We start from the raw sequence: 26,773 nt of genomic DNA, 5'->3' as shown, positions 1-26,773 counted from the left end.
ACAGAACGAAGCCGGGTATTATATATGAGTTGCTAATTGAGCGGTAGCGAGAAAGAGAGCCGCAGCTCTCTTTCGGTGTGGGAGGTTTACTGGTTTGCAACCACAATTAAACGAATCGCATCCAACTTAAGCTGCGCTTTTTCAATGTGTGTGCTCAGCTCAGCTCTTTGTTTATCAAATACTTGAACTTCTTCATCACGGATGTTCGGATTGATAGCCTTAAGTGCTTGTAAACGACCTTGCTCATCACCTAATTGCTTTTGCATTTTATCCATCGCGTTGGCTTGAATGCTTTCAAGTTGAGTTTGTGCAATATCGCCAGCTTGAGTAATAAGTGGGTGAATAGCACTTTGTAGCGCATTAACTAGCTTACTGCCGGTTTGTCTGCCAACGGCAGAAAGCTGTTGATTGAATGCATCAAACGCCACGTTTTGGGCTAAGTCATTGCCACCTTTATCCATTAGAACACGAATTGGTGTTGGTGGTAAAAAGCGGCCTACCTGGAGAGACTTAGGCGCAGAAGCTTCTGCAACGAAGATCATTTCAACAAAGAAAGTACCGACAGGTAACTTGTTGTTTTTAAGCAGTGCTACCGACGCACAACCAAAGTCATCGTTACAGATCATATCCATTACGCCGCTGACCATGGGGTGATCCCAGCTGATGAAATGCGCGTCTTCTTGTGACAGTGAGGTGTTACGGTCAAAAGTCACTGTGATGCCATCGTCTTTCAAACAAGGGAAAGAAGGATTTAGCATGTGCTCGGTTGGTTTGAGAATAATCGTATTCTCGCCTTTGTCTTCTTGGTTAACACCAAAAGTATCAAACACATTAATCATAAACGCAGGCAAAATTACGTCGTTATCAAGAGCTTCAAGTTCAGCAACGATATTATCTGTTTTACCTTGACCACTTGAGTGAAGCTCAAGTAGGCGGTCTCGACCTTGCTCCATCTTTGTGCGCAGCTGTGCGTTTTCTTTTGCGGCTTGCTCCAATAGAGGATCTAATTCGTCTTCGTCACAGTTGTGCTCAGCGATCAGCGCTAACAAATCATCAGAGAAAGACTTATACAGCATTTGCCCCGTGGTGCTGGTGGTTTCAAACGCATCTAAGCCCTCGTGATACCAACGTAGTAATACTTCTTGTGCGGTACTTTCAAAGTAAGGCACGTGAATATTGATGTCGTGCTTTTGACCAATGCGGTCAAGACGACCAATACGTTGCTCAAGTAAGTCAGGGTTAAGCGGTAGATCAAATAGCACCAAATGATGTGAGAACTGGAAGTTACGACCTTCAGAGCCAATTTCAGAGCAGAGCAATACTTGCGCGCTATCATATTCATCAGCAAAAAACGCTGCCGCGCGGTCGCGCTCGATGATAGACATGCCTTCGTGGAACACCGCCGCTTTAATCGCTTCGCGCTCACGTAATACTTGTTCAAGGCTAATTGCGGTTTCCGCTTTGGCACAAATAAGCAGTACTTTTTCGTGCTTTAACTCTTTTAATTTAGCAATCAACCACTCGACGCGCGGGTCAAACTGCGCCCAGCTGCTTCCTTCACCTTCAAACTCTTGGAAGATTTTTTCAGGGAACAAAGCACGCATCGCGTTAAATTCAGGACTTTGAATACCACCAATGTTACCCATTACCGACATTGCTGTTTTGTATTGCTTTGGTAAAGGTACTGGGTATTGATGTAGCAAACGACTTGGGTAGCCATCAATGCCACTGCGGCTATTTCTAAATAGAATACGGCCAGTACCATGACGGTCTAGTAACATAGACAAGATTTCAGCTTTGGCGTCGCTATCGCCACTTTGTGCCTCTGCAAGTAGCTCAGAAATATCGGTTTCTTTTAGCAGTGTACAAAGTGTTTGTTCTTCTTTTGCATCTAACTTTTTGTCTTGCAGTAAGTTGTTCGCGGCTTCTGCGACTTCTTTATAATGACTTTCTTCTTCAACGAACACGTCGTAGTCGTAGAAGCGGTCTGGATCGAGTAGCTGTAAACGCGCAAAGTGACTGCGGTGACCCAGTTGGTCAGGTGTTGCAGTCAACAAGATAAGTCCAGGAATGTCCTGAGAAAGCTCAGCAATACGTTGATATTCAGTGCTTGGCTTTTCCTTTGTGACCGTCAGATGGTGTGCTTCATCAACAATCAGTAGATCCCAATCAGCGAGTGTGGCTTGTTCAAACCAGCGGCGCTTTTTGGTAATAAACTCTAGGCTAACCAGTACTAGTTGTTCTGTTTCGAATACATTCGGTGCATCTGCATAAGCTTCGCTACAACGCTCTTCGTCAAAAATAGAGAAGTGTAGGTTAAAGCGGCGTAGCATCTCAACTAACCATTGGTGTTGTAAGTTTTCTGGAACCACAATCAACACGCGGTTGGCACGACCAGAGAGAATTTGCTGGTGTAAAATCATGCCTGCTTCAATGGTTTTACCTAGGCCCACTTCATCAGATAGAAGTACGCGAGGTGCAAAGCGCTTACCGACTTCATCGGCAATATAGAGCTGGTGTGGAATCAGGCTAGCGCGCTGACCTATCAATCCTTTAAGGTGAGATTGTTCTTTATCAAACTGGTGTTGCCAAGTTTGATAGCGCAGTGTGTAGCGATCAAAACGGTCGATTTGGCCTGCAAATAGACGATCTTGAGGTTTATTGAACTTGAGGAAGTGATCAAGAAAGGTCTCTTTGAATGAAGTCTCTTCTTCATTATCAACTCGAGTACCATGATAGCAAAATAGTCCATCTTGCTCTTCCACGCTGTCAACACGTAGTTCCCACTCTTCAACATGGCGGATCACATCGCCTGGGTTGAATACAACTCGAGTTACAGGCGCTTCCTGTACTGAGTAAACACGGTTTTCTCCGCTAGCGGGAAATAAAATAGTCACTTGACGCCCCTCAAGTGCCACTATTGTACCTAATCCCAAATCTGATTCCGTATCACTGATCCAGCGCTGACCTAAGGAAAAATTCATGGTTATCTCGTCTATGCAGAAAAAAGGCGGCTATGTTACCTATTCATGTCGGTTTGTTCAATACACAACAGTGACTCAAGCCTTTATTTATCAAGCGCTGACGCCTTTTCTATTTAGTTGGCATGGCAATCGCTAACTAGTTGTTTTTTATAAATATGCAAGTTGGATTTTCTACTGTCATAAAAGCGACTTTTGCGACAAATAGACTAAACTTGAACTATACCCAAAACATAATTAACCGCAGTGTTGTGTATTGGGTATAGCATAATAATCTGTAAACAACAGGAATGCGCTATGGTAAAACAAGACAAAGACCATAAAGTGTACGTGCTCGACACCAACGTACTTCTCCATGAACCACTCGCTTACCTTTCCTTCCAAGAACACGATGTTGTGATTCCCATGACTGTCCTTGAAGAACTCGATCACATTAAAGATCGAAAGAGTGACGTGAGCCGAGACGCAAGAGTTGCCATTCGTGGGTTAGATGATGTGCTTCGCGATGCAACACCAGAGCAAATGCTAGAGGGGGTAGCGCTACCAACATTGAGGATAGAAAGTCACCGAACGCCTTGTTCAGGTAAATTGATTATTGTAAACGATCACTTGTTTCCTGATTCCATCTCCGGGTTACCCGGCAACGAAAATGATCACCGCATTATTAATTGTGCGGTACATTTGCAAACTCAGTACAGCGACAAAAAAGTGGTGCTGGTTACCAAAGACATCAATATGAGACTGAAAGCGAAAGGCGCTGGACTCAAGTATGTTGAAGATTATCGTACCGATCAGCTGATTGACGACATTGCGCTTTTAACCAGTGGCTTTAAAAAGGTTGAAGGCGATTTTTGGCAAAATGTTGGTGAGTGTCAAACGCAGCAGGAAGGGCGATACACGGTTCATGATGTGCCAAAATCACTCGTACCAGATGTGTTCTGTAATGAGTATCTGATAGATGATACTAATCACTTCGCAGCTCGGGTTGTGGGATACGATTCTGAGCACATTCGATTAAAAGACTTAGGCGTTGAACGTTTGATGCACCGTCAAGCATGGGGAGTGAAACCGAAGAATATCAACCAAGGTATGGCGCTGGATGCATTACTTGATACTGACATTGAGCTGGTGATATTAACAGGACCTGCGGGGTGCGGAAAAACCTTATTGGCGCTTGCCAGTGCGCTTGAAATGATCATCGAAAAAGGAATTTACGATAAGGTAATTGTGACGCGAAATACGCCTGAAATTGCAGAAAGCATCGGCTTTTTACCCGGCACGGAAGAAGAGAAAATGGCCCCTTGGCTTGCGGCAATCACAGATACCTTAGAAGTGCTTCACAAACACGATGAAAGCCCAGTGACTAGCCGAAACTATATTATGGAAAAGGCGAACATTCAGTTCAAATCGGTGAATTTTATGCGTGGCCGAAGTATTCAAAATGCGGTCGTTATTTTAGATGAGAGCCAAAACTTAACGGCATCACAGTTAAAAACCATCATCACTCGCTGCGGTGAAGGGACTAAATTGATTTGTACGGGAAACCTCGCCCAAATTGATAGTAATTATCTCACCCCTGTGACATCAGGGTTAACCTATATTGTCGAGCGCTTTAAAGACTTTGAAGGTAGTGCTACCATTAACTTAAACGGTGTAGTACGAAGCCGCTTGGCAAGTTTTGCTGAAGAAAATTTATAACTTGCCTTGAGCCGACTGGCTCGTTACTCTTTTGCTAACACTGTGTGCAAACGGGAACGAGCCAGTAAATGGATGCGACAAAAGAATTTTTACCACTAAAAAGTTACCGAAAGGGAATTTTAGTGGCGGTAATAATACCCATCCTACTTGTCCTCGTCTTAGCTTACCATCTCTATCAAATTAAACTCGAACGCCAGTACAAAGTACGTTTTGGTCAGTATGAATATGTTTCTCAGCAGCTGAAACAAGAGTTTTATGCTGCACATGTCGTTCTTGATAGTATCGCCGTTAACCTAGCGCAGCCCATTTCTTTTCAAAAGCCACCAGAGTGGTTAGAAGATATAGAGCAACACCCTGAACATTATTATCATGCGTTACCAAACAATGGTGGAGAGATTGTTGGTCGTGGGCAAGTCAGTGAAGCGCTTTTTGCCACTAAACGATGGCAAACCGTATTATCGCTTAATACCGCTTTTGATGCCGCACTCGCATTGCAAGGTGGATTGTATGCGGTCGCATACATAGAAGATGATGGTTTTGCGTATGTTAAGCGTCGAGATGCGTCAAGCAGCCATTTCATCACCCGGTTAGTTCAAGGTAAGTTCGAACCCGACTTTAGCTTGGGCAATATAGTCGTTGGTCCACCCGTGAAGTTTTTCGATAGACAAATGTTTGCGCTCGGCAAGAAACTATCAACGGTGGATAACGCTCATGTATTGATGATCTATGATAGCGATATTATTGATAGGTGGTTGTTAAACATCGGCTCCTTAGACGGTACGATGGAATTTAAAAACCAAAGTGATGAGATTATCGCGGGGGAACGCTATGATCACGACCACGATGGGCTTGTAAACTCATCAGCACCTTGGCAGTACGGACTGCACTTTATTGCAAAACCCGCCAAAGAGCCTATTAGTTTAAACTATCATGAAAGCTATGAGCAGTTTGCCGCTCCGCTACAGCGGGAGATCTTGCTCGAACTTGCACTATTACTGTTTTTTATTCTTTTTACCTTTGTGACTATTGTATGGTTAAGCGGACAAGTATTTGTCCGACCTCTAAAGCATTTTGTGAATTATCTATCTTTGCAAGAGCATACACCACAAGCCACTTTAAACTATCCTATCCCCTCAGAATGGCAACCTTGGTTTATACAAATCAAACAGGTGGTGGAGCAAAAATCGCGCTTAATGCATGCCCTTAAGCAACATAATCAAGAACTAGACGACGAAATTAAGCGTAAACAACAGGCATTAAAGCAAAGCTTTGAGGCAAAAGAGCGTCAAGCTGCTTTGCTAAATGCAGTGCTTGACTCTGTGCCCGATATTATCTATTTCAAAAATATAGACGGTTCATTCATAGGCTGTAATCGCGCGTTTGAAGAGTTTATGGGGGTTGATAAGTCGGATTTAGTTGCGAAAACACAACCTGAAGTGACATCTGGATTAACCATTTTACTTGAGCAAGAAGCGGCGATGGAGCGCTCGCAAGAACAAGTGGCAACTAATTTTGTCCTTGGGGCAAATACCTACTTTTTGACTATCACGCCATTGAAATCGGAAACTGGAAAGCTCATCGGTTGTTTGGGGGTTGCGAGAGATATTACTGCCGCACAAGAGGCATATAATGCCCTAAGAGACTCTGAAGAAAACTTTAGGGCAGCGACTGAGTTTGCACCTAATGGCGTTATTCTAGCTGCGATCAGCGGTAAAATTTTGGAGATGAACAAGGCTGCCAAACGTTACTTATCACTTGATAAGAATACCGGAGAAAAGCAGCTGGAACGCTTGTTTGATGAACAAAACTGGCAAGAGCTGAAGCCTGTCTTGGCTGGGCTATTAAAAGAGCAAAAGAAAGTCGTTGAGCACATGATTTCACAGTCGGGTAAGCACCGCTGGTTACAATTGAGTATTTCTTTAGTTTGGGATAAAAATAAGCGCCCTAAGTATTACGTGATCCATATTCAAAATATCACTGGTCTGCTGTTAGCGAAGCAAGATGCTGAGCGCGCAACGCTTGCCAAAAGCCGCTTTATCGCGAATATCAGCCATGAAATTAGAACGCCAATTAATGCCATATTAGGTCTGGCGGATATGATCAAAAGTGAGGCGCTGACTCGAGTTCAGAGTAAAAAATTGCAGCAGCTTTCTGGGGCTGCAAACGAGCTGCTTACCATGCTCAACAGTATTTTAGAGTTTGCCAAAGTAGAAAGTCATCAAGGCACAATTCAATACGAGACATTTCAAACCTGCCATGTATTTACCACGATAGAATCACTGATTAAGCCTTTATGTATACAAAAAGGCTTGGAGTTTGAGTTACAGGTCGACCCTCAAGTTTGGCCTTACCTTTACAGTGATGAAGATAAAGTAAAGCAAATCTTAGTAAACCTACTTGGTAACGCCGTAAAGTATACCAACCATGGTAAGGTGGGTCTGAAAGTAACGTTAACTAATGATAGAGCTGCAAAACAAACCATAAAGTTTGCTGTTTGGGACACTGGCGTTGGGATCAAATCGCAAGAAATTGAACACCTTTTTGATGCATTTACCCAAGGTGATGAAAGCTTCACACGTCGTCACGAAGGCATTGGTTTGGGGCTTGCGATTGTGAAGCAAGAAGTTGCACTCTTAGGTGGCGATATTGCGGTTAACTCAACCCCGAACGAAGGAAGCTGCTTTTTCTTCGAATTGGTGCTAGATAAAGGCGCTTGTCCAGTTGTGGATAGTCACAAAGAAGTTTACTGTCTCACCACCGAAGCACATAGCTTACCAAGCTATTTTGCAGGTCTTGCGGAACCTTTATCTGTTGAGCGATTGCACGGGATGCATGCTCAGCTCGACAAGTCTATTGTTGTTATTCCACCAGAAGCAGCACTTGACCCCGCTTATACGCTACCTGGAAATACCGCATTACTACTGCATTGTGAAGGGGAGTTTCCTGAGCAAAGTAACCATATTGCGCTTAATCAAAGTGTGTTTTACCAATCAGCTTATACTTGGCTTGCTGAATTTGCCCATATGACGCAAACCGTCGACAACGTGTGTATGCAGGTTGCCGGTGCACTTTGCTTGGTGGTCGACGATAACAACTTAAATTTAGATATTACTGAAAATATGTTGAAGCAGAATGGTATTTCTACCGTAGGGCTCCAAAGCGCCGAACATATTGAGGAAGTTTGTCGCTCACTGCAACCCGATATCATCCTGATGGATATCCATATGCCAAATATTGATGGCTATCAAGCGACCAAGCAGATCAGAGCCGTGTGGTCTGAAACTGAGCTTCCCGTTATCGCCTTGACCGCCAATGCAAGCAAAGAAGAGCGGGCGAAAGCCACAGCCGTTGGTATGAATGATTATTTGGTAAAGCCGATCAATAGCACACAGGCGTGCAAGGCATTGGCAAGTAATATTTTCCAGTCAGATAAAACAGAAGAAATCTTTTTCGATTATGAGTTTGCTTTATCACAAATGATGCAAAATGAAACGTTTTTGCAAACAATGTTAGATAAATTTGCTAAACTTTGCCATGATTACCTAGAACAGGTTGCTGAAATAGAGCAAGGTTCAGCATTATTCGAGTTAGCACACGGAATTAAGGGCGCAGCTGCTGGTCTGGGTTTTAAGCGACTGGCGAAAGTTGCAAAAGACCTTGAAACGCAAAGCAAAACGATCACAACAATAACAAATCGCACTGACTTGGATGTGTTAACAAATGCACTTTCACAGGTGGTGTGCTTTATCGAGCTAAAAAGGTAGCGTCATAAGATGCAGCAAGCTGAGCACATTTTTATTATTGATGATGACCCAATAAATAAGATGGTCCTAAGTAATACATTAGGTGACGGCCATCGGTTATCCCATAGCACTGACGCTAAGTTATGTATTGATGAACTAAAAGTAAGCAAACCAGATCTTATTATTTTAGATGTGTTAATGGCTGACGGCGCTGGCTTTGCTGTTTTAGAGTGCCTGAAAAAGGATGCGAGCACTTACGGTATTCCCGTTGTCGTGATCTCCGGTAGTGTGAGCTTTAAAGATGAAGCACGAGGTTTGGAGTTAGGGGCTGTGGATTATATTACTAAACCCTTTAACCCTTTGATTGTAAAAGCCAGAATCAAAAACCATTTAGCAATAAAAAAGAAAAATGATCTGCTAGAAAAGCTAGCCTCTATCGATGGTTTAACAGAGTTGCCCAATCGCAGGTATCTAGATGAAGCGATGAAATCAGCTTTAGAGAGCGCAAAAGCTGATGGCAGTGGGTTTACCGTAATGCTGGTTGAGGTGGACTATTTTAAAACGTTTAATGAGCATTATGGCTATATGCATGGTGATGACTGCTTATTTAAGGTAGCCAAAGCGCTAGAAGAAGCCGCAACCCGACGTTCTTTATTTATTGGCCGTTTTGACGGTACCCGTTTTGCGTTGGTGCTAACTCAGCATAATATCGACATAATTAATGAAATAGCAGAAGCGTTGCACGACTCGGTTAACGCGTTAAAAATCCCCCATATTGCCTCACCCATATGTGCGCATGTGAGCGTTAGCATTGGTGCAGTTCATATTGAAAATCACTGTAGTAATGAGCTCGGTGAGCTGATCAAAATGGCCGATAGCGCACTTGCCGTTGCACAAAAACAGCAAAGTACGGTTTTTATTAAAGTGTTATAAATATATAAAGCCATATGCGGGGGCTAAAGCATATCCGCATTATTCACCATCCTTGGTGCGATAAAGTCTTACTGAATTTGCTTTAGTGCGTTGTCGCCAAAGCCAACCAGTTGGTTGTTTTTGAATACCAATGGCGTGCACTCATCTTTTGTTACTTTGCCGTCTGAGTGTTTGCTGTTGGTTGCATAGTACAGCACTTGATAGTTGTCGCCGTCTTTTGACACCAACTCGCTAAAGTCAGGAGTTGCAAACATGTCTTTTACTGATGAGTAAGACGCGCCCATTTCAAGGTTAGCAATCTTTTCACGATTTTTACGCTGTTTATGTTCCCAGTTAGACGAGTTGTATTCAGAAGCCCAACCGTGTTCTACTTCACCGTCGGATACAGCAACGATACAGCCTGATAATAGAGTAGAGCTAAGCGCAGCCACTAACATTAATTTTTTCATTGTTGTTTTCCTTTTTAATTTTGTTGCTGAGCAAGTAATGCAAACAGCCATTTATTTTTTGCTTGAATTATCACAAGAGTTGCAAACTCTTTGCCAACTAATAAAGTTTATAAATATCAGTTTGTTGTTGTTTTTTAATCAGTTTGTGGTTGATGGTTTTCACTAACTTTTAGCGATATCACTCACTAAAACAATAATCTAGACCACTCGGTTTCTCGTTGTGCCTGCCACAAAACTTTCAATATTAATGGCAATTTCGCCGACTAAACGTTCGATGGCTTCTTTACTTGCCCATGCCGTATGCGGTGTTAAAAGCAAGTTTTCCCCTTGGTATTGAACAAGTGGGTTGCTTGCTTGGGCCGGCTCTTGAGTGAGGACATCCACAGCAGCACCAGCTATTTGCTTGTTAGTTAGCGCATCCACCAGCGCTTGCTCATTGACTATTCCGCCTCTCGCGGTGTTGATAAGATAAGCATGATTTGGAAGTAGAGCGAATTCAGCTCTCGAAATCAGGTTTTCTGTTTCAGCGGTAAGCGGGCAGTGAATCGATACAATATCCGCAATCTGCAGTGCTTCTTCAAAAGCCATTCGTCCTGCTCTAACCTCAGTTACGCCCCTACGTTCGGCAACAATTACCTGAGCTCCAAATGCTTGTGCGACTTTTGCAACGGCTTCTCCTAACGTTCCATGGCCTACGATCACAAAGTTTTTGCCTGCAATTTCGTTGATGCTGTAGTCCAAGCGACAAAACATATCACTTTGCTGCCAAAGCCCTGCACGGCAGTCTTGCTGGTAACGATGAATATTTGTCATTAAGTTACCAAGCATAGTAAAGGTGTGCTGCACGACAGAAGGGGTCGAATAACCAGCCACATTAGCCACCGCAATTTGATGGGCTTTTGCGGCTGCCAAATCGATGTTGTTGACGCCTGTGGCCGCAACACAAATCAGGCGTAATTGCGGTAACGCCGCGATTGTTTGTTCAGTTAACTGTACTTTATTGGTGATGATGACTGCTGCATCTTTACAGCGTGTGATGATGTCCTCACTGGGTGTGGTGTCGTAAGACGTTAATGTGCCTAGTTTGGCAATGGGGGAAAGATCGGTTCCTGCAAGGGTTTTAGCGTCTAATACCACGATTTGCATTATTTTTATCCTTTTCTTGACTTTGGAGTTAACTCTAAGGTTTATACTTGTGATGTCGACTAGGATAATCTTCAGGACTTGGGAGTGTAAAGTGGTAAAGATTGGTGAGCTGGCAAAGCGGCTTAACGTATCAACTGACACGTTAAGGTATTATGAAGCAAACGATCTTCTACACCCTTGCACAAGGAGCGAGGGCGGGTATCGGTTGTTTGATGAGCAAAGTGAAAAGCAAATGCGCTTTATTCTTCGCGCGAAGGAAGTAGGGTTTAGCCTCAAAGAAGTGCAAGACTTGCTGAAGATAAAGTTTGAAAAGCATCAGCACAGTTGCGAAGAAGTGAAAACGCTGACTATCACTAAACGGGATTTAGTGAGAGCGCGGATCGCTGAGTTACAAAAATTTGAACAATCATTATCGACGCTAGCAGAGCAATGCTGCGGCGGTAAGGAAGCGGCAGTGAGCTGCTCGATTTTAACGGCCTTGGAGGCTATCGATGAATGAACTGATAGTAAATTTTTGGCAGCTATTTTTAGTATCTGCCCCGTGGTTACTGCTTGGCCTAATATTGGCTGGGTTACTTAATGTATTTATTCCAAAAGATTTATTGCAAAAGCACTTAGGAAAAGAAGGATTTTGGACAACGATAAAGGCAGCGCTGATTGGGGCGCCTATGCCACTGTGCTCTTGCGGCGTTATTCCTGCTGCGGTGGGACTGAGAAGAGCGGGGAGCTCGAAAAGTGCGACAACCGCATTTTTAGTCTCAACGCCTGAAACTGGAGTGGACTCTATCTCAGTTTCTTATGTACTACTTGGTCCTTTTATGGCGATAATTAGGCCAATTGCGGCTGTGGTTAGCGCAATTGCGGCCGGGTTACTCGTTGGCAGTGAGAAAGATGATAAGCCTGTGCCACTAAAGCACCTTAATACCTCAGAGGAACCAAGCGCGACTAGCGGTTGTTGTGACGCTAATCATCACTCAGAGCCAAAGCCTGCTGAAAAGCATCACAGCCATGATAGCTGTTGCGCCAGCGCTAAAGTGGAAACCGCAAAAGTAAGCTCAAGCTGCTGTGCGCCTGCAAGCCCGCAATTAGCAATGGTAGGGACGAATATGTCTTGTTGTGATACTACGGAGCCTACCGTAACCAGTTGTTGCGATTCTTCATCAGCCACGACAAGCTGTTGTGAGCCAGCTCCTAAGCCTAAAAATCAAGGGGCTTTTGGCAAAATTATGGAAGCTGTTAAGTTCAGCTGTAATCAATTACTGTCCGACACCGCAGTTTGGCTACTTATCGGTTTATTCTTTGCAGCGTTAGTGCAAACCTTTGTGCCTGAGTCTTTCTTATCTCAGTGGGGCGACGGTATTATCGCCATGCTAGTGGTTATTCTTATCAGTATCCCAATGTATATTTGTGCGACCGCTTCAACTCCAATCGCTGCGGGTTTATTAATGGCAGGTGTGTCACCCGGTGCAGTATTGGTGTTTATGCTCGCAGGCCCTGCAACTAACATCGCCACAATTGGGGTAGTTGGTAAAGAGTTAGGGCGTCGTGCCGTGTTTGCCTACTTGGGCGGTGTCATCGGGGTTGCACTTATCTTTGGCTATTTAACTGATTACTTAGTCAATACTTATGGTTTTGTTGTAACGCCGATGATAGGTGAAGAACACGAAGTGCTACCACATTGGTTAACAGTATCGATGGGCGCATTATTAGCAGCACTCTTACTAAGATTAGCTATACTCAAATTAGGTAAAGTTGTTAGAAGATAAACTATTGTGGTACTTTTTACCGTATTACAATTGCATGACGCTTAAGCATTTAATGTTCCAACTTGGTATATCGCCTTGGTGGTCAGACATGAAATGCTTAGCGTCTGTTTATTTGACACGATAGAATGCGTTCCAGTATTCGTTAATCCGACAATTTGAGAAGTAGAGTGGATAAATACGCTGACATTAGACCGTATAATGATGATGAAGTAGTGCCAGCACTGGCACGTCTACTAGGTGATGATCAATTCATTGATGTGATCGCCAAATATAACCTGCCAGCTTGGTTAAATGCTTGGCCTGCTATTGCACGCCCACTCGTAAGAATGAAACTAAAAAAGAAGTGGGGAGATTTTTGTACGATTGAACAAGTACAAGATGAAGTGGCGTACTATCTGCAAATTTTAATCAATAAAACGACGTCTAAAGTGACTTATTCTGGCCTTGAAACATTAGACTCGAATACCTCGTATTTATTTATTTCAAATCACCGTGACATCGTATTAGACCCTGCACTTGTTAACTGGGGCTTGCATCAGCAAGATATGCGCACGGTGCGTATCGCTATTGGTGATAACTTACTGCAAGTACCTTATATCACTGAGCTTATGCGCCTTAATAAGAGTTTTATTGTAAAACGCTCGGCAAAGGCGCCGAAAGAAATGCTAAAAGCATTAACCCAGCTTTCAGCCTATATTTCTGACTCATTAAGTGAAGGTAACTCCATTTGGATTGCGCAAAAAGAGGGGCGTGCGAAGGATGGAGTGGATCAAACCGATCCGGCACTGTTAAAAATGCTACAGCTCAATGGCCGCAAACAGAAGCTAGATTTTTCAGAATATGTAAAGCAGCTCAGGATAGTGCCCGTTGCCATCTCCTATCAATATGAGCCATGCGCGGTTGCTAAGGCTAAAGAGCTATACCATAAAAAGCAGTTTGGCCAATATGTGAAAGCACAAGGCGAAGACATTGCTAGCATTGTTGAGGGCTTTAGTTCAGATAAAGGCCATGTGCATATCGCATTTGGCGACCCTATCACTGCGGATGTTGAAAACCCAGATGAGCTGGCGAATGTCATTGATAAACAGATTTTAGATTTATACTATCTGCATTCAACCAATCACCTAGCAGCAGGCGATGATGCGCAAGTTAGTCCAGAAGATAAAGAGGACTTTATCTCTAAACTAGAGTCTGTACCGGAAGAGCTGAAGCAATTGGTGTTGAGCATGTATGCCGAACCACTGCGTCGCAAAGGCATTTAATAGTAGTGAGCATGCGCAACCGTGGTGTTAAGTGGTTGCGCTTTTGTTCGGTTAATTAAGAACTTTATGATAATAAACGACTTCCATATCTCCTAAAATATCTTTGTGAAGCCCTTTTTTCACATAGCTCATCCCAAGTTTTTTCATAATATTGATGGAGCCAAGGTTCTCTTCTTCAGCGATAGCGCTCAAGTGTGTCAAAGTAGGATTTACTGCTATTAGGTCTGGAATAAGATGTTGTGCGGCCTCTGTTGCAAACCCTTTGCCCCAAGAAGCTTGTTTAAAACGCCAACCGAGTTCTAAATCCTGATCGTTTCTTTGTTCTGAAAAGAAGTTAGCAGGGCGAACCAAAATCCAACCAATAAATGCCTTGTTTGGCAGCTCGAAACAGCCCCAAAGCCCCCAACCTTTGATCTCGTCCGTATACTCGGTTAAACGTGGAATATATACGGCTTTTACTTCTTCAAGTGAGTTAGTCTGACCGCCTGTGATGTATTTCATTACTTCAGGGTCGCTATCAAGATCGGCGAGTAGCTGTGCATCTTGTGGGGTGAGTAGGCGATAACTCAGTCTTGCAGAATCCTTTACTTGCATTTTTTACTCCTAATGAAACCCAATAAAACTTTAGAGTACAAAAGCTTATGTCATGAGTAAATATGTTACATAAGTTTGCGTAGACGCCAGCCGAGCGCTTTACTAAAATACGCCGGCATTTTTAGAGGGGGAACAGAGTGAATAATTCAGTACTAGCGCTTAGACAGCGTCAAATCGCTGCGGCTCAACGCGAATATAAGGCAAGGGGATCAAAGCTTGCGCGTTGTGAATGCTGCTTATTAGCCACGACTCTATGTATTTGCGATAAAGTCGAAATGGCCAAAGCAGACTGTGCAGTGTGTTTGCTTATGTATCATAATGAAAGCTTTAAGCCCTCTAACACTGGACGCTTAATTGCCGATGTGATCCCTGATAATCATGCCTTTCGTTGGGACAGAACTGAGCCTGACGCTGCGTTATTAGCGCTTCTTTCGGACGAGCAATATGCACCAATAGTCGTTTTCCCAGAGCAGGGCGTAGAGCCTGAACGAGTAATTACTAAGGTGACTCGCACTGAAAGTAAAACACCACTATTTATCTTTTTGGATGGCACATGGCGTGAAGCTAAGAAAATGTTCAGAAAGAGCCCCTACCTCGATAATTTACCTGTGTTATCCATCGCCCCTGAAAAGCTCTCGGATTACAAGCTTCGAGTAGCGCCGCATGAACATCAACTTGGTACGGCAGAAGTCGCGTGTGTATTGTTTGCCGAATGCGGCGAGCAGGATGCGGCAGATAAATTAACCGCGCATTTTATCGATTTTAGAGATGCCTACTTAAAAGGTAAGCGCAGCAAACTGTAGGTCGAAATTTATTTCGACAAAAAGCTGAATTGTTTAGGCGCTACAGCGAGCAAGATGATGGTAGGTCGAGATTTACCTCGACAAAAACAGCATTGTTTACGCGGTATGGCAAGCTGATGACGGTAGGTCGAAATTTATTTCGACAAAAAGCTGAATTGTTTACGCAGTACGGCGAGCAAGATGACGGTCGGTCGAGATTTATTTCGACAACACAAGCGCAATATCACGCGACAGATAGGAATAAAAATAAAATAAGAAGCGCGCGACTCATTGCTGAGTCGCGCTTACGGAATCTTCTAAATGCATCCTGCAAAGTTGAGTAGTTCAACGTCCTGAATCTTTCCTCTTCCATGGCATCGCTTGGTGTTCTCGTTTTGCGAATAAAGGCATCTTGCCCTGTGTCCATCTTCCTTTTACACGTCCGCTGTCTTATCCATTGCCATCCACTTGCTAAGAACAAGCCCTTGTTCTAATTGTCCTTGTTTGCTACTTTCCAAAATAGCAGTGCCAATCATCACCTTGTTTTACCTTGGCACTTGGTAGCCTGAACGTGTTGCTTCAAGCTAGGTGTTGCACTGTTAATTGCAACAATTGGCATCTCCTAAGCCACATTTTACCAGTACATCCAATGTACCTTCCTTCCTCATCCTTAACCACCTGCATATCCAATGCAGTAACGTTATCCCTCAACGTTTAGCCTCTCCCCTGAAGCAATCCTTAGGTTCATCATGAACCTTTAATCCCTGCCCTTTAATGTAATCACACCATGTGACATACAATCTCGCTCGCTTTTCCCTATATTCCTTTAAGTGGGTGCTTATCCATTAGCAAATCCTGCCCTGAGCGTATCCTGTGTATCCTCTATCTCTCTTCCTGAGATGTTGTTAAGTATAAGCAGACTAAAAAAAATCGGGAGCAGTGAAATTCAATCTTTTTTGCGTCTTTTTCTGGTAATAATAAATAACTTTTTATTTTTTAATTAGTTACCTTGATTCTGAGTGTTATTTCAGCATGTCTTTACTCAATTTCTGGTAGCTAAGTGAGATATATCTCACAGGTGATTCTCCCGTTTTCTACAACGCTAATTTTATCTTGAGCGTAGTTTCAAATATTCAGGGTGTAAAACGGCACAATTACAGGTAGAATTAGTTGATAATAATTATTGTTTACCTAATGGAGTCTTTATGAAAAAAGCACTTGTTACTATACTGGCAACGCTTACTTGCCTACCAGCAATGGCTGCAGAGGAAGTTAATATCTACTCGTTTAGACAACCTTTTCTGATCCAACCTATTTTGGATGACTTCACCAAGCAAACCGGTATCAAGACCAATGTGGTTTTTGCAAAAAAAGGCTTAATCGAGCGTGTTAAGCGTGAAGGCAAGCATAGCCGTGCCGATCTTGTACTCACTTCAAACTTCAGTGCGCTAATTCAACTTGAAGACGAAAACCTAACACAAGCAATTAACAGCGAAACCGTCACTAAGAATATCCCAGCGAACTTCAGAGATCCTGAAGGCCAGTGGGTTGCGCTTACTAAGCGTGTACGCAATATATATTCTGCAAAAGACCGTGTAGGCAAGTTAGATGCGCTTACGTATGAAGCGCTAGCAGATGAACAATACCGCGGAAAAATATGTACGCGCTCAGGTAAACATCCCTATAACCTTGGTTTAGTGGCCTCTATGATTGCCCATCATGGCGAAGCAAAAACCAAAGAGTGGCTTGAAGGCGTGAAGAAAAACTTAGCTCGTAAGCCTCAAGGTAATGACCGTGCACAAGTCAAAGCGGTAAAAGAAGGACTGTGTGATTTAGCCATCGGAAACAGCTATTATTTCGGTAAGATGATGGAAGATGAGAAACAAAAAGCCTGGGCTGAAGCGGTATATATTAACTTCCCAAATCAACAAGATCGTGGTTCACATATCAACGTTTCTGGTGTTGTCTTGACCAAGCACGCTAAAAATACAGAAAATGCCTTGAAACTCATTGAGTTTATGACCGACAATAAGGCGCAAAATATGTATGCGTCGATGAATATGGAATACCCGGTTAAACCTGGCGTCGAGTTATCGAAACTTGTGGCATCTTGGGGTGAGTTTAAGGAAGACAGCCTACCATTGTCAGAGATCAGTAAATACCGTCCGTTAGCGCTTAAGCTAATCGATGAGGTAAAATTTGACCTTTAATGCAATTATCATTTTCACTGTCTAAATGGCAGAGTTTTGCGTGGCTGATAGGGCTTAGCCTATCAGTCCCGCTGATGTTTTTAATCTTTGAGTCGCTACAACCTGACTCCGAAGTCTTTGCTCACCTTTGGGATACCGTTCTGTGGGATTATGTCCGCAATACGATTTTGCTGATTGTGGGTGTATGCATCCTTTGCGCTTTAATCGCGCTACCACTTGGCTGGCTAACTGCATATTGTGAGTTTCCTGGACGGCGCTTTTTCGAGTGGTCGTTGATGCTACCCCTAGCGATGCCAACCTATTTGATTGCTTACGTGTATACCGATTTGCTAGATTATGCAGGGCCTGTACAAATAGCGCTGCGAGAGTGGTTTGGTTGGCAATCTCCAGACGATTATTGGTTTTTTGATATTCGCACTTTGTCAGGTGCTATCGTGATGATTGCACTGGTGCTTTATCCTTATTTGTTTTTGATTTTTAGAACGGCGCTAAGAGAGCAGTCGTTTAAGCTGGTGCAAGCCAGCCAATTGATGGGCAAGTCGCCTTCACAGAGCTTCTTTAAGGTAAGTTTACCTTTGTCGCGAGGGGCGATTGTGGCGGGGCTGGCACTGATCGCCATGGAAAGCATGGCAGATTTTGCAACCGTACATTACTTTGCTGTGAGCACACTAACCACCGCCGTTTACGATACTTGGTTGGGCTATTATTCACTTACCGCAGCGGCTAAAATTTCAGGCATTATGTTACTGTTTTTATTTTTAGCCCTAACACTGGAGCGAGTGAGCCGCCCAACTCAGGTAGTGCATGAGCGCCAGTCGAGTGTTAACAGTACCACGCTTTATCATCTTAAAGGCGCGCAGGCTTGGCTCGCTAGCGCTTTTTGTTGGCTTATTCTTATTGCGGCTTTTATCGTGCCTACATGGGTGCTTGCAGATTACGCCATTGACTATTTTGAACAAGCTTGGAATGACGATTTTTTCTTGTATGCGTGGCAAAGTTTAAAAATAGCGTTTTGGGTGAGCGTGGTATTAATTATCATGAGCATGCTGGTGGTGTTTAACCAGCGAGTTAGCAGTGGTAAACGGGTCACGCTACCGGGCAAGCTTGCAAGTACCGGATATGCGCTACCGGGCACGGTGCTGGCAATTGCGGTACTTATTCCACTCACTTTATTAGACGACAAGCTAAATGCTTGGCTTGAAGGTACTTCATTTGAGCCTGGTTTGCTGTTCAGCGGGACGATTTTTGCGCTGGTTTTCGCTTACGTTGTACGATTTTATGCGATTGCGCAAGGCGCGGTCGAATCAAGTTATCAGCGGATCAGTCCAAGTCTAGATATGGCAAGTTTTTCGTTGGGTCGCAATCGTTTCAAAACCATGTTATCAATACATTTGCCATTGCTGCGTCGCGGTATTTTAACCGCAGCACTGCTGGTTTTTATTGAGTGTATGAAAGAACTTCCAGCGGCATTGTTATTACGACCCTTTAATTATGAAACACTAGCAACACATGTTTTCCAATATGTGAGTGATGAGCAGCTGGAGTTGGCTTCTGTCTCTGCGTTATTTATTGTGTTGGTTGGTTTAATTCCGCTTTATGTTGTAAACCGTTCTATGGAGCAGCGAAGTTAATGCATAGTTTAGTGCTTGAAAATCTCTCTTATCGCTATGACGGTGAAGCCGTTGTGGATAGCCTAAATCTGACTGTAGAACAAAACGAGATTGTTTGTTTGCTTGGTGCCAGTGGCTGCGGTAAAACGACCACGCTGAAGGCGATAGCGGGCTTGATTGAACCATTTCAAGGCTCGGTGAGTATTTTAGGCAAAGCCATGAATGGTCATGGCACTTTTGTACCTCCACAAAAACGCAATATTGGCATGATGTTTCAAGACTATGCGCTATTCCCACACCTCACTGTGGCGCAAAATGTCGCGTTTGGTTTAACCTCAAAAAGCAAGCGTGAACGTCAAGACCGAGTGGCTGAAATGCTCCATTTGGTGCAGCTGCAAGACTATAGCGACCGCTTTCCACACGAGCTTTCAGGTGGCCAGCAACAACGTGTCGCAATTGCGCGAGCACTGGCGTACAAGCCAAATTTGTTGCTTCTTGATGAGCCGTTTTCAAATATAGATGCTCAAGTGCGGTTTCAGTTAATTAACGATATTCGCCGTATAATCAAAGATCAGCAAGTTTCCGCGATTTTTGTTAGTCACTCGAAAGAAGAAGCTTTTGCTTTTGCTGATCGGTTGGCAATTATGGATAAAGGGAAGATCGCACAAGTGGGCGAGCCGAGAACGTTATTCCAACGACCAAAGAGCAAAATGGTTGCCGAGTTTTTGGGTCAGGGTATTTATATTCCTGCACAGCGAGTGAATGGCGCGTCGGTAGAAACCCAATTTGGTGCCGTAAAGTCTCTCGTTGAGCTCGGTAATATCGACGCGAAGGGCGAAATGTATGTGAGGCCACAGCACATTACGTTAGAAAACGCCGAGCTTGGCAGCGTTAAAGTACTCAATCAGCGCTTTATGGGAACAGAGTACATTTATCGTATTGCATTAGAGGGACAAGAGCTCGAAGTCCCGCATCCAGCGCATGAGCCACTCGACTTAAATCAACCAATCTCTTTAAAAATTAAGGCACATGCTGTAAATTTCTTTTCTTAATAGCAAATGAATAAACGCAGGGAGTAGAGCATGGCGCTTGCCCAATCAGGTGTGTGTGCTGAAGCCAATTTGCACGGCTTACACTTGTTCTTCAATGTGCTTGAAGGGCAAGACGAGGCGCTAAGAGCGGCGCTCGCCAATTGTGGACGCTTGCAAGAGGAGTTAGAAGACAGATTCTCTGAGTCTATGCTGTCGAGCTTTATCGCGGTTGGTGCGCAATACTGGCCGCACATTTATCCTGAGTTTATTCCTAAAGAGTTAAAAAGCTTTCCACATATTGTTGAGGCTGAGCACACCGTGCATACTCAGCCTTTTGACTTGCTTTATGTGATCCGCTCCGATCGAGAAGATGTTAATCATATCTTTGCTCAAAGTGTGCTGCATATGCTAAACGGCCTAGTCGAAATGGTAGCACATGTGCGCGCCTTTCGTTTCTTAGACGGTCGTGATTTTAATGGCTTTATTTATGGCGCAGACACTCCTAGAGGGCGTAACAAACGGGAAGTTGCACTTGTGCACAACCCAAATGCAGCCGACCACCTTGGTAGTTATATTCACGTACAGCGGGTGAAGTTTGATTTACTGCGCTGGCAGGCGTTGCCGCTCGCTGAGCAAGAGCAATTAATGGGGCGTACACGTCTAGACAATGACCTAATTGAAGATTGCGAACCCTGTAATCATGCGGCATTAACCGAATTGAAAGACGTAAATGGTAATGCGCTACTGCTTAACCAAAGCATGCCATTTGGTGATGTATTTGAACAAGGAAGCTTGTCGCTAAGTTGCAGCGCCAAGGGTGATGCTTTTGAGCAGGTGTTAAGAAGCCGATTGGGGGAAGCGGATGAATACGACCCCATATTAGATTATTCCAGTGCCGATATGGGTTCTGCGTTTTTTGCACCCTCACTAGAATTTTTGGCGGTGATGGCAAAAATGCCGGAGTAAGTTACTTTTTAACCCGGGTTCAGGTTTTTTAGCTTTACATCTCCAAAGCCCATCCATGGGCTTTGACTTGTTTCGCAAGCGTTTTTCCGCCGTTACAACATATACGGGTTTTTCGCAGGTGATCCGTTACTAACAACAGGTCTTGATTGAATATCCTCCAGCTTTTGTAAAATGTCTTTTAGCTGTTGCTGCTGGACTTGTTCAGCGCTTGAGTTTGCTAAGGTATTTGTCAGCAAAGTGGTGACGGCTTCAAGCGCTTTTGCACTGCTATCATCAACGTGATTGTCGACTTGAATATGCGGTTGTGCCACCGCTTCTAAGCGCTCAGACAGGTTTTCAAATAGCGTATTTTGCTGCTGACCTTGTTGACCCAACGCTTGTTGTATCTGCGCTTGGGTGCTGAGCAAGTCATTGAGTTTGCCAAGGTTGGCGAGTAGCTGCTCGTTGTTCGCAGTGCGTTTGATAGCGTTTTGCAGCCCCGCAATTTCTTCTGCGACTTGTTGCTGTGAAGCTATCAATTGCTTTAGCGGTGTAGCGTAAGGTTGCTGCGTTAAGGCCTCACGTAGCTCAGTTAACTGCGTGGCAAACTCTTGCTCGTTAAGCACTTGAGCCAATTGTTGCAACAGCGCACTGTAATCAAAGCTAAGCTGCTCTTTATCGAGTTTAGCGGCGATTTGTGAAAGGGATTTATTGACAAAGCTTAGTTGTTCAACTGCCAATTGCGCAGGGCTTCCTTCGTCGCTATTGCGGTGCAGGCGGGCATATTCGGCCTTGATTTCATGCCAGCGCGTAGCTTCTTCAGCCGTTAAGGTACCGCGTAATTCAGCCAGTTTCAGTAAGTTTTCTTCGCTGCCTTTGCTAAGTGTTTGTGCTTCACCGCGATAGTGATCTTGAATTAGATTTTCAAGTTCACTGTCATTCATGGCAGCAACCACCTTTTCAGCCATCTTATTCATGTTACGGTAACTGCCTTGTAGCTTAAACGGCGGCTCGGTTCGATAGTTATCATCTTGCGCTGCTGAGGCTATATATTGGGCATTTACTTTGAGCACGGTGTTGCGAATGGTGAGCAGCTTTTTCAGTACGCTGACAATTTCATTCACTTGCGCTTGAGAGTAATTAAATTCCAATTCATTGATGGAGATGTCTTCTCCGTCGGCAATGCGTACTAGCTTGTACAAGTCTTCCATACCACGATTGGCAAGTGGTGCGAGCACCGCATTGGAAGTAAGCGTATTTTCAATAAAGCTCATGGCAAATTCTTGTTCGCAGCCACTGAGAGTGTCACCGAGGTTGTAAATATCCGCACGGTTGGCAAGCATATCTGGGATCTTAAAGGATTCACCGGATTCGGTGTAGGGGTTTCCTGCCATCACAACGGCAAACTTTTTGCCTCTCAGATCATAGGTTTTACTGCGGCCATTCCACACCCCGTCTATGCGTCTTGAACCGTCACATAAAGAGATGAACTTTTGTAAAAATTCGGGGTTGGTGTGCTGAATATCGTCAAGGTACAGCATCACATTATTGCCCATCTCAAAGCTTTGGTTGATCTTCTCAATTTCTTTTGCGGCAGTCGCGTTGATGGCTTGAGCAGGATCCAAAGAGACTTGGTCGTGACCAATGGATGGACAGTTGACCTTAACAAAGGTGAGTCCTAAGCGGTTGGCCACATACTCTATTAGCGTGGTTTTACCATAGCCCGGAGGGGAGATAAGCAGCAACATGCCCATTAAGTCGGTGCGTTTATTGTTTCCTGCAGCCCCTATTTGTTTTGCTAAGTTATCGCCAATAATAGGGAAGTAGACTTTGTCAATCAGCTGGTTACGTACAAATGAGCTTAGTGGTCTGGGTTTAAACTCATCCAATTGCAAGCGCTGCTTTTGTACCTCAAGCACTTGTGCTTTTAACTGTTGGTACTGTTTGTAGGCCGGAACATGAACCGTGAGATACTCGTTACTACGGGCAAAAAAGTCTGCATAATCTAGGTGTAGCACTTGGTTCTCGATACGTGGGTGTTGGCCCATCAAACCTGAAATTTCGGTTTTTATTTCGGCTTCTTTGACTTGGTAGGTGATATCTAACTGGGTGGAAAGCAAAATGCAGTTAGCGGCCTCAAGCAAGGTCTCAGCACTTTCATTTTGCTTACTGCCATAGGCGCGCAGCCAGCTGTTTAGCAGACGGCATTTGTCCGCAAGTTTAGTCAAATGCGTTAATGAGTCTTCAAGCTGTTGCCAAACGCCTTTGGCCTTTGCCATCGAGATAAACTGCTCGCTGGTGTGTTTTGCAGGTGAAGCCAAATCAAATTGTCTCGGCTTGACTTGCTTGGCAAGGGCTTTAATTAAGTAAGTTGCGCTTAACTCGCCTGAAAAGCGGTGTAGCTCGGTTAAATAGCTCGATAAATTTTGTTGGCAAAAAGCGGTGATCTTTTCACTCAATTCTTTGCTTAGCTGTTGGCTAAAACTATGGTCATCTAACTTCGTTGCCATCAGCTCTGCTTGTGTGGCCTGAAACGCCAATTCAGCTAGCTCAGCCTTGCTTTGTTGAGTATAAAATAGCTGTGCCGCAATTCGACAGCTGGCAGGGTAGACGAGTAACTCAAGCTGTCGTTTTTGTTTTAGTAAATTTGCTAAGATCAGGCTGGCATCTTGATCATGAATGCCTTTTTCATAGCCTTCTTGATATCGAGGTTCTGCAAATTTTTGTACGATAGACAGTAAACTTCCCTCATCAACGGCAAGTTCTAAATCCGCTAGACTAAAGTCGTTGCCATCTTGCTCTGCAGCCGCTAATACTTGAGCTGCAAGGTACTCGCCTCGATATAAGTGACGATTTTCTGAGATCAGGTTTTGCTGCCAGTATGTGCTTGCGTCATTGAGTTGTTGATTGACCTTGGCGTCAGGAATGGTATCAAAATACTCAGTGCCAGTGAGGTGTAACATCAGCTGTTCACCACGAGGCAGCAAAGTCAAATCAAGGATTTGTTTATTGAAACTAAACGCATGTTTGCCGACTTTAACGGTATTGCCACCATCAATATAAATATCTTGCTTGTCTCGCAAAGCGCGGATCGCTTGATCTTTGCAGGCCTTGAGTTTGGCTTGAATATCATCCGCCTTCACTTCATCGCTTAGGCTTTTTAGCTCTTGCGTTAAATCGCGAAGCTTGCCAATCATAGGATCGGAGGCAAAATAGCTATTGATGTCATCTAAGGTTTTAAAACTTTGCGAGCGTCGCGTCACCCCCTGTAAAATCCGCTCAGCTGCGTTTGCTAGGCTCAGCGCGCGGCGCTGTCTTTCGTCAATGAGCTGCTGTTTGTGCGCCTCAAAGCTTTCATAAACGTCATCACGTTTAGCCAAGATCTCTGTTAAAAATTCATCATACTGACTAAATTGAGACTCGAGCTCTTCTAATTGGATAAGTAAGCGAGAGAGCTGGTCGTCACATTGCTCTGGGGTTTTGGCAGCGCTTAGACCGCTGGTAATACTTTGGCTGAAAAGCTTAAAACGAGCCGCAAATTCGGCTTTTGCTTCAACACTGCCCACGCTCTTTTTCTGGATTTCTAACGCTGCTTTGGCGCGGTTTACTTGACCATAAATGGCGCTGACATCTTCCAAAATTTTAGTGCGAATGCGGCTATCGTCAATGTCGAGATCCAGCATGGTATGGTTGAGCAAATCAAGTTCAGCGCTTAAGGTTTCCAAGGTCGCCAAAAAGCCGTTAAGCTCGGTGACACTCTCTGTTTGCGCTCTGGCTTGCTCTAAGGAATCTAGCTGCTCGTAGTAGGGCGCCAGAGCACTATCTTGCTGCAAAAACTCCGCGGTTTTATGGCTTAAACTCAAGGTTTGCTCATCAATCTGCTGCTGCATGGCAGATAGCGCGTCAAGATTGATGTACTTCACTTCTTCAAGGCTTATCACTTTGCCTTTTAAGCGTTTGAGAGACTCTAAGCTCTGGACAAATTGCTCGGCTGTTTTAAAGCTATCAGGTCTTACCTCGCGAAGCACATCTTGCATGGCTTGTTCGATTTCGGCTTCTACGTGCCTAGCGTCGGCCTCAATTTGGCTTACCTTTTCAAATTCGTCTAGTACCTGCTCCGAGGTTTCAAAAATTTCATGTAGTTTTGCTGTGACATCCGCAAAGTCCGCCTCGGCAAGCCAATGATAGCGGTCTAAGATACTGCGGGTGAGTGCAATTAAATCTTCATAATGAAAGACCGTGGGGCTTTGTTCGTTAATGGCTTTGAACACACTGTATAAATCAGAAATTGCACGTACTAAATCCGGGTTGCCGATCCGGCCAAATATGCCTGTTGCGCGAGGGGCTTGTGCGGCAAACTCGCTGCCACAAAATGGGCTTTGCCAGATTTGAATAGGGTGCACGCGCTCAGGCTCAGGCTCTGCTTTAAAGGTTAGCGCTAAGCCATCGTCATAAATTCCATAGCCATGACAATAAATGGGATTTTGCAGGTTTTTCTCAATAATATTGTAAGAGAAAAGTGCGTAACGACCCTCGTTTGGTTCGTAGAAGATATACAGTACATCTTCACCATTGGGTGATTTGATCTGGCGATGGAAAATTAAATCGTCCAGTTGGTCGTCAAAATAGCGTGTTTGCCCAGATTGTAAATAATAGCCACCAGGAAAAATAATTCCCTGGTTCTCAGGTAATTGAACACAGGCACCACCCAATGCATCTTGGCGCAATACCTGCTGGGTGCGGCAATTATAAATAAAATAACGCCACTGTTTTTCTCGGTAGGGAAGTAATTTTAACAACACCATTTCGCCAACTTCGGCAAAACGTAAATCGCAATCTGCGAGTGATTGACTGGCGTCATCAACGGCTTCTTGATAAATACCTTCACCGCTTTGGGTATTGTTTTCTATTTTTACGGTGAGTTTGCCACTCGATACTTCAATAAATACTTTGTCGTTTACATTAATATGTGGGTGACGGCCTTCGACGTGATCGGCGCGATCGGTTTTTTGCCATTCAAAGTCAAAGTTTTCCACTTCGCCTAGGTCACGCTCTCCTCGATTATCAATATAATCTATGGTGTCATCTTTGGCGATTTGCCAGCGGAACACACGAACATCGGAGAGTTTTTCGCCAATCTGAAATAGCGCAAAGAGCTTGTTTGATTTAACAAATAGGTGTTGTAGACGGGTGTCTTTGTAATACGTGTATAGTTCGTCGAAGTCCCGTAAGAAACGTTGATCAGTGAGGAATTTGGTTTCTTGCGGGTAAGGTTCTATTTCGTAGTGGTCTTCTTGCAAGTGTAGCTTTTGTACGGTGAATACATCGCTGACTTGGGTATTTTGTTTAAGCCCCATAAAGACATTATAAGCAAAGATAAGCTTGTCGCCGATCAGTACGATGTCGCGCGGTACGCAGTTATGCTCAGTACGAACTCTTGCTCGACCTTTCACTTTAAGCTCGGTGCTGCCAAAAGTATCAACACGCTGTTGGTTGAGTTTATCTATTTGACTTTTCAGTTCGCTGCCAAAGTTACTAAGTCGGCGTTTAATCAGTTGATAAGAGTCTTGTTCGAGCGTTCGCTCTGGCGCTTGTTGCGTTGCTTCCGTCATTCTTTGCTTTC

Annotated in this window: 17 protein-coding genes; 12 read left to right on the top strand and 5 right to left on the bottom strand. The window is 44.0% G+C overall.

Annotated features, from left to right (window positions below; all coding sequences use genetic code 11):
* Positions 1 to 86 precede the first annotated feature (86 nt).
* On the bottom strand, positions 87 to 2,984 hold the full coding sequence (gene rapA, locus QSH61_RS14565) for an RNA polymerase-associated protein RapA (RefSeq protein WP_206472203.1): 2,898 nt from the start codon (positions 2,982 to 2,984) through the stop codon (positions 87 to 89).
* Between rapA and QSH61_RS14560 the strand changes: the two genes are divergently transcribed.
* The 4 genes from QSH61_RS14560 (at position 2,983) to QSH61_RS14545 (ending at position 9,355) form a co-directional block, all read left to right on the top strand.
* A complete protein-coding gene (locus QSH61_RS14560; RefSeq protein ID WP_227386905.1) occupies positions 2,983 to 3,120 on the top strand; it encodes a hypothetical protein in 138 nt (45 codons plus the stop codon). The two genes, rapA and QSH61_RS14560, sit on opposite strands and share 2 nt — an antisense overlap.
* A gap of 158 nt (positions 3,121 to 3,278) precedes the next feature.
* The gene (locus QSH61_RS14555; RefSeq protein ID WP_010606061.1) at positions 3,279 to 4,679 is read left to right on the top strand and encodes a PhoH family protein; all 1,401 of its coding nucleotides are present in this window, start codon (positions 3,279 to 3,281) and stop codon (positions 4,677 to 4,679) included.
* A gap of 68 nt (positions 4,680 to 4,747) precedes the next feature.
* Positions 4,748 to 8,443: a hybrid sensor histidine kinase/response regulator gene (locus QSH61_RS14550; protein WP_206472205.1), complete on the top strand. Its 3,696-nt coding sequence runs from the start codon at positions 4,748 to 4,750 to the stop codon at positions 8,441 to 8,443.
* A 9-nt stretch (positions 8,444 to 8,452) separates the two neighbouring features.
* On the top strand, positions 8,453 to 9,355 hold the full coding sequence (locus QSH61_RS14545; protein WP_206472214.1) for a GGDEF domain-containing response regulator: 903 nt from the start codon (positions 8,453 to 8,455) through the stop codon (positions 9,353 to 9,355).
* A 68-nt stretch (positions 9,356 to 9,423) separates the two neighbouring features.
* Here the strand turns inward: QSH61_RS14545 and QSH61_RS14540 are convergent, their stop codons facing one another.
* Entirely contained in the window at positions 9,424 to 9,804 is a 381-nt protein-coding gene (locus QSH61_RS14540) for a DUF3192 domain-containing protein (protein ID WP_010606064.1), read from the bottom strand.
* A gap of 198 nt (positions 9,805 to 10,002) precedes the next feature.
* Positions 10,003 to 10,950: a D-2-hydroxyacid dehydrogenase gene (locus tag QSH61_RS14535; protein ID WP_206472216.1), complete on the bottom strand. Its 948-nt coding sequence runs from the start codon at positions 10,948 to 10,950 to the stop codon at positions 10,003 to 10,005.
* Positions 10,951 to 11,041: 91 nt separating this feature from the next.
* Here QSH61_RS14535 and zntR point away from each other — a divergent pair, with 91 nt between their 5' ends.
* The 3 genes from zntR (at position 11,042) to QSH61_RS14520 (ending at position 13,978) form a co-directional block, all read left to right on the top strand.
* Complete coding sequence (zntR, locus tag QSH61_RS14530; RefSeq protein WP_010606066.1) at positions 11,042 to 11,449, top strand: Zn(2+)-responsive transcriptional regulator; 408 nt, start codon at positions 11,042 to 11,044, stop codon at positions 11,447 to 11,449.
* Positions 11,442 to 12,716 (top strand): SO_0444 family Cu/Zn efflux transporter, encoded by a 1,275-nt coding sequence (locus QSH61_RS14525; protein WP_206472217.1) that lies wholly within the window; start codon positions 11,442 to 11,444, stop codon positions 12,714 to 12,716. The genes zntR and QSH61_RS14525 overlap by 8 nt, the downstream gene beginning before the upstream one ends.
* A gap of 167 nt (positions 12,717 to 12,883) precedes the next feature.
* The gene (locus QSH61_RS14520; RefSeq protein ID WP_010606068.1) at positions 12,884 to 13,978 is read left to right on the top strand and encodes a 1-acyl-sn-glycerol-3-phosphate acyltransferase; all 1,095 of its coding nucleotides are present in this window, start codon (positions 12,884 to 12,886) and stop codon (positions 13,976 to 13,978) included.
* A 51-nt stretch (positions 13,979 to 14,029) separates the two neighbouring features.
* On the opposite strand, the gene QSH61_RS14515 is transcribed toward QSH61_RS14520, so the two are convergent.
* Complete coding sequence (locus QSH61_RS14515) at positions 14,030 to 14,572, bottom strand: GNAT family N-acetyltransferase (RefSeq protein ID WP_206472218.1); 543 nt, start codon at positions 14,570 to 14,572, stop codon at positions 14,030 to 14,032.
* 137 nt (positions 14,573 to 14,709) lie between these two features.
* On the opposite strand from QSH61_RS14515, the gene QSH61_RS14510 reads away from it, so the two are divergent.
* The 5 genes from QSH61_RS14510 to QSH61_RS14490 all read left to right on the top strand — a co-directional run bounded on the left by QSH61_RS14510 (position 14,710) and on the right by QSH61_RS14490 (position 21,171).
* On the top strand, positions 14,710 to 15,375 hold the full coding sequence (locus QSH61_RS14510; protein ID WP_206472219.1) for a tRNA-uridine aminocarboxypropyltransferase: 666 nt from the start codon (positions 14,710 to 14,712) through the stop codon (positions 15,373 to 15,375).
* A 1,184-nt stretch (positions 15,376 to 16,559) separates the two neighbouring features.
* The gene (locus QSH61_RS14505; protein ID WP_174169829.1) at positions 16,560 to 17,564 is read left to right on the top strand and encodes a Fe(3+) ABC transporter substrate-binding protein; all 1,005 of its coding nucleotides are present in this window, start codon (positions 16,560 to 16,562) and stop codon (positions 17,562 to 17,564) included.
* Positions 17,564 to 19,195, top strand: coding sequence for an ABC transporter permease (locus QSH61_RS14500; protein ID WP_206472220.1), 1,632 nt, complete (start codon positions 17,564 to 17,566; stop codon positions 19,193 to 19,195). Before QSH61_RS14505 ends, QSH61_RS14500 begins: the two co-directional genes overlap by 1 nt.
* The gene (locus QSH61_RS14495) at positions 19,195 to 20,226 is read left to right on the top strand and encodes an ABC transporter ATP-binding protein (protein ID WP_206472221.1); all 1,032 of its coding nucleotides are present in this window, start codon (positions 19,195 to 19,197) and stop codon (positions 20,224 to 20,226) included. Before QSH61_RS14500 ends, QSH61_RS14495 begins: the two co-directional genes overlap by 1 nt.
* Positions 20,227 to 20,256: 30 nt before the next feature.
* Positions 20,257 to 21,171 (top strand): Dyp-type peroxidase, encoded by a 915-nt coding sequence (locus QSH61_RS14490; protein WP_206472222.1) that lies wholly within the window; start codon positions 20,257 to 20,259, stop codon positions 21,169 to 21,171.
* Between the two features lie 92 nt (positions 21,172 to 21,263).
* On the opposite strand, the gene QSH61_RS14485 is transcribed toward QSH61_RS14490, so the two are convergent.
* On the bottom strand, positions 21,264 to 26,762 hold the full coding sequence (locus QSH61_RS14485) for a DNA repair ATPase (RefSeq protein WP_206472223.1): 5,499 nt from the start codon (positions 26,760 to 26,762) through the stop codon (positions 21,264 to 21,266).
* Positions 26,763 to 26,773: the final 11 nt, after the last annotated feature.

It is taken from the genome of Pseudoalteromonas sp. JC3 (assembly GCF_030291895.1).
In the GTDB taxonomy this organism is placed as follows: Bacteria; Pseudomonadota; Gammaproteobacteria; order Enterobacterales; family Alteromonadaceae; genus Pseudoalteromonas.
Note: the sequence above shows the minus strand (reverse complement) of the source record. Positions and strands in the feature narration are given on the sequence as shown.

Coding starts and splice junctions, on each gene's coding strand:
- QSH61_RS14495 (WP_206472221.1), top strand. CDS start 19,195: ATGCATAGTTTAGTGCTTGAAAATCTCTCTTATCGCTATGACGGTGAA.
- QSH61_RS14540 (WP_010606064.1), bottom strand. CDS start 9,804: ATGAAAAAATTAATGTTAGTGGCTGCGCTTAGCTCTACTCTATTATCA.
- rapA (WP_206472203.1), bottom strand. CDS start 2,984: ATGAATTTTTCCTTAGGTCAGCGCTGGATCAGTGATACGGAATCAGAT.
- QSH61_RS14560 (WP_227386905.1), top strand. CDS start 2,983: ATGGTTATCTCGTCTATGCAGAAAAAAGGCGGCTATGTTACCTATTCA.
- QSH61_RS14505 (WP_174169829.1), top strand. CDS start 16,560: ATGAAAAAAGCACTTGTTACTATACTGGCAACGCTTACTTGCCTACCA.
- QSH61_RS14555 (WP_010606061.1), top strand. CDS start 3,279: ATGGTAAAACAAGACAAAGACCATAAAGTGTACGTGCTCGACACCAAC.
- QSH61_RS14500 (WP_206472220.1), top strand. CDS start 17,564: ATGCAATTATCATTTTCACTGTCTAAATGGCAGAGTTTTGCGTGGCTG.
- QSH61_RS14550 (WP_206472205.1), top strand. CDS start 4,748: ATGGATGCGACAAAAGAATTTTTACCACTAAAAAGTTACCGAAAGGGA.
- QSH61_RS14490 (WP_206472222.1), top strand. CDS start 20,257: ATGGCGCTTGCCCAATCAGGTGTGTGTGCTGAAGCCAATTTGCACGGC.
- QSH61_RS14525 (WP_206472217.1), top strand. CDS start 11,442: ATGAATGAACTGATAGTAAATTTTTGGCAGCTATTTTTAGTATCTGCC.
- QSH61_RS14485 (WP_206472223.1), bottom strand. CDS start 26,762: ATGACGGAAGCAACGCAACAAGCGCCAGAGCGAACGCTCGAACAAGAC.
- QSH61_RS14535 (WP_206472216.1), bottom strand. CDS start 10,950: ATGCAAATCGTGGTATTAGACGCTAAAACCCTTGCAGGAACCGATCTT.
- QSH61_RS14515 (WP_206472218.1), bottom strand. CDS start 14,572: ATGCAAGTAAAGGATTCTGCAAGACTGAGTTATCGCCTACTCACCCCA.
- QSH61_RS14545 (WP_206472214.1), top strand. CDS start 8,453: ATGCAGCAAGCTGAGCACATTTTTATTATTGATGATGACCCAATAAAT.